Source organism: Deltaproteobacteria bacterium (assembly GCA_009929795.1).
Classification (GTDB): Bacteria; Desulfobacterota; Desulfovibrionia; order Desulfovibrionales; family Desulfomicrobiaceae; genus RZZR01.
On sequence record RZZR01000242.1, the window covers coordinates 1 to 2,787 of the forward strand.

General features: G+C 55.2%; 2 protein-coding genes. Both read right to left on the reverse strand.

Annotation, left to right across the window (positions count from 1 at the left end; genetic code table 11):
* Positions 1-450, reverse strand: a 450-nt coding sequence (locus EOM25_13705; protein ID NCC26229.1) for a GPP34 family phosphoprotein, incomplete at its 3' end; no start/stop codon positions are given.
* A 40-nt stretch (positions 451-490) separates the two neighbouring features.
* Positions 491-2,278 (reverse strand): hypothetical protein, encoded by a 1,788-nt coding sequence (locus tag EOM25_13710; GenBank protein NCC26230.1) that lies wholly within the window; start codon positions 2,276-2,278, stop codon positions 491-493.
* Between the last annotated feature and the right edge of the window lie 509 nt (positions 2,279-2,787).

Sequence of the window (2,787 nt, forward strand, 5' to 3'; positions counted from 1 at the left end):
GTCGTCGCTGAAGATCAGAGCCCGGAGGCGGGTCCGGACTTCCACGACCTCTTGCCCGTCGACAAGGGGGTAGCGGCGCTGGGCAAAGACCCAGAGCACTTTTCGATCTTCGACTTTCAAAACGCCCTTGTCCACCAAGCCTTGGAGAACCCGGTCCTGCGGGTTTCCGGCTTCCGAGGCGACTTCCTGCAGCCAGTGGCCGACCGGTCGGGGAGCAGCTTTTTCCGCCTTGATGCGGCGGAGAATGTCGTCCAGAAGGGAGTCGTGCATGGGGCGACTGTCCACCAGGACCAGGGCGTGCTGGTCTGTGTCGATGCGGTTGGCCAAGGCCAGTTCCAGGAGCAGGGCCCCGGCCAGGGCCGTACGCAGGGCCTCCTCGGGCAGGTGACGGAAGGTCCCCTTCTTGTCGTCTAGATTGAGGAGGAGGATTTCTTCGGCGAAGGTCAGCATGGGGTCTCCTTTGGGTTTGAAGGGTTGCTGGTGGAGGGGACTACTCTGCTGCCAACCAGTTCATCACATCCTGCCTGAATTCCTCGGGCTGGGAAGAAGAAACCGAATGCCCGGATTTCGAGTAGTAGGGGTAATACAGGGTTTTTGACGTTGGAGTGCTCTCCACGTCTTTCAGGGAGTTGGCAATGAAATTGATGGTCACCAATCCCGGTGTACGTTCATTCGTCTCATCTGTTCCCTGGACCACTTCCACGCTGTCCACAATTTTGGTGTAACTGGCCAGGGACTCGGTCAGTGCCGGGGAATAGATAATCAGGTCAAGCTCCGAGTCCGTAAGAAAGGTGTCCACCAGGGCCAGGTTGTTCAGGAACATTTCTCCATAGATGGGGGAGACATCGGCGTTGATAGTCTTGTAAGCATCAACAGCCGAAGCAGAGGCATAGGCCAGAAACACGGACACGTTGGTGCCGATCAGGTAATCGTCCCAGGTTTCCAGTTTTCCCAGCACGCTCACGAGGGTGTTGTTTTTTGTCTGGTCCACCTGGGAAGCTATGTAATTTTGTTGTTCGAGCATCTCTTCCAGCAATTCTGCAAAATCGTTGTCCACGAAATCGGTATATTCGGGATCCAGGAAGAAATAATTCTCATCATCGTTTTTTCGGTCCATGATTCCCGAATACCTGCAGGCCTGAGTTCGGCTGGAAGGCTTGAGTTTTTCAATCCCGCGCACATCTATACCGCCCAGCACCGTGGACAGCGCATCAATGTCCAGAAGACTCTGGGTCGAGAATGCCTCGTTATCATCGGTCCAGGTGCTGTTGCGGGTGTAGTTGTACGAATCCAGGTTCAGGGTCTTGGGTACGAAATCCAGAGTCACGCAGTCTGACACGTTGTAATATATGCCAGGGCACTCCCTGTTCCAGACCTTGCCCTGCACCTCGGCCAGTTGGTCGATGATGGAGTTTTCCCCGAAGTATGCGTCTACCATGGCCTTTTCCTGGTACGGACCGGCAAGCTGGGGCTGGATCAGTATTTGCCTGTTGAACTGGGAAGCCACCAGTTCCGGAGTGACCTCCTGGTTCGGGAAGAACCTGTTGAAGTGCTTTTCAATACGCTCCACCAGTTGGTCGTCCTGATAGATTCCGGTTCCGGACTCGGAATATTTGGCGTGGAAAAGCAGCATGTTCAGCATGGCCGAAACCCTTGTCCCGCCGTAGCTTTCGCCAACCAGAATAACCTTGTTGGCCCCGATCCCGCTGTGCTTGTCCAGGAATTCCAGGATAATCCGTACCATCTGGGCGGCGTCCAGAAGGGGATTGTATTTCTGGGGAACGAATTCGTAAATTCTGTTGTATCTGTCCTGCGGATTCTCAATCATGTTGTATGAAAATCCGGTATTGGGCGCGTCAATATAGAGCAGGTTCCCCATGCTGGTCCATGAGTAGGGATTTTTCGCATACATTTTGCCGTCCGTCCTGCTTTTGTCCAGGGTGTAGGGAGCGGTATTCATGGCAAACAGGTTCAAGGTGGTGGCGCAACCCGGTCCGCCGTTTAGGAACACGAACAGGGGCAGGGTGTTCCTGCCGTCCCGATCCAGATTGTCTCCGGGGTGGTAGGAGTAGAAGATTCTCGCCTTGGAAGAAGCCGCATTGGTGGTCCCCCGGCCCGGTATCCTGAATGCGTAGTCAATAATATCAAGTTCGTAGAATCCCGCCTCACTGTTGAAGGCGTTCTTGTTGTCTTCTGAATTCGAGGAGTCGTTACATCCGCAGAACACGGCCAGAACGAAAACCAGGACAATATCTAGCTTGAAAAATTTGATGCTCATGAAAATTCCCTTTCCAGAATGAATGTGCGGGTTGGATCGTCGTCGTTGGTTGTGACAACGTGGCCTTGGCCGCCATCATCACTGCTCAACGACATCTATCCGGAAATACATTATTTTTTTCTAGCTACACAGCCTGAAACAATCATCAGTTGGGGGACTCGGTCAGCCACGGGGTATAGTCGATCTCGCCCTGGATCAGGGAGCCGGGATCGTCGGCCTGGCCCCACCAATTGTATCTGGCGAATTGGGGCCCGACTTGTTCATCCTCGATATCCACTCCGCCGAACCGGTTGTCGGCGATGGAATTGTAGCCGGCCGAGCCCAGCGGCCCGCCGCCCAGATCCGCAGTCAGAGTGGCTTCGACATCCCGTTCCAGCCAGACGCCGCAGCCAAGGCCGCCGGTGACGACATTGCGGCTGGCCAGGGCCGACAGGGAGCCGTCCTCCAGGGCGATGAACTGGAGCCCGCCGAAGAGGGGATGGAGGCTGCCGGTTATGGTGTTGCCGGTG

What these genes read in the sequence shown, in the direction of transcription:
- EOM25_13710 (NCC26230.1), bottom strand. Translation starts at nt 2,278, where the DNA reads ATGAGCATCAAATTTTTCAAGCTAGATATTGTCCTGGTTTTCGTTCTG.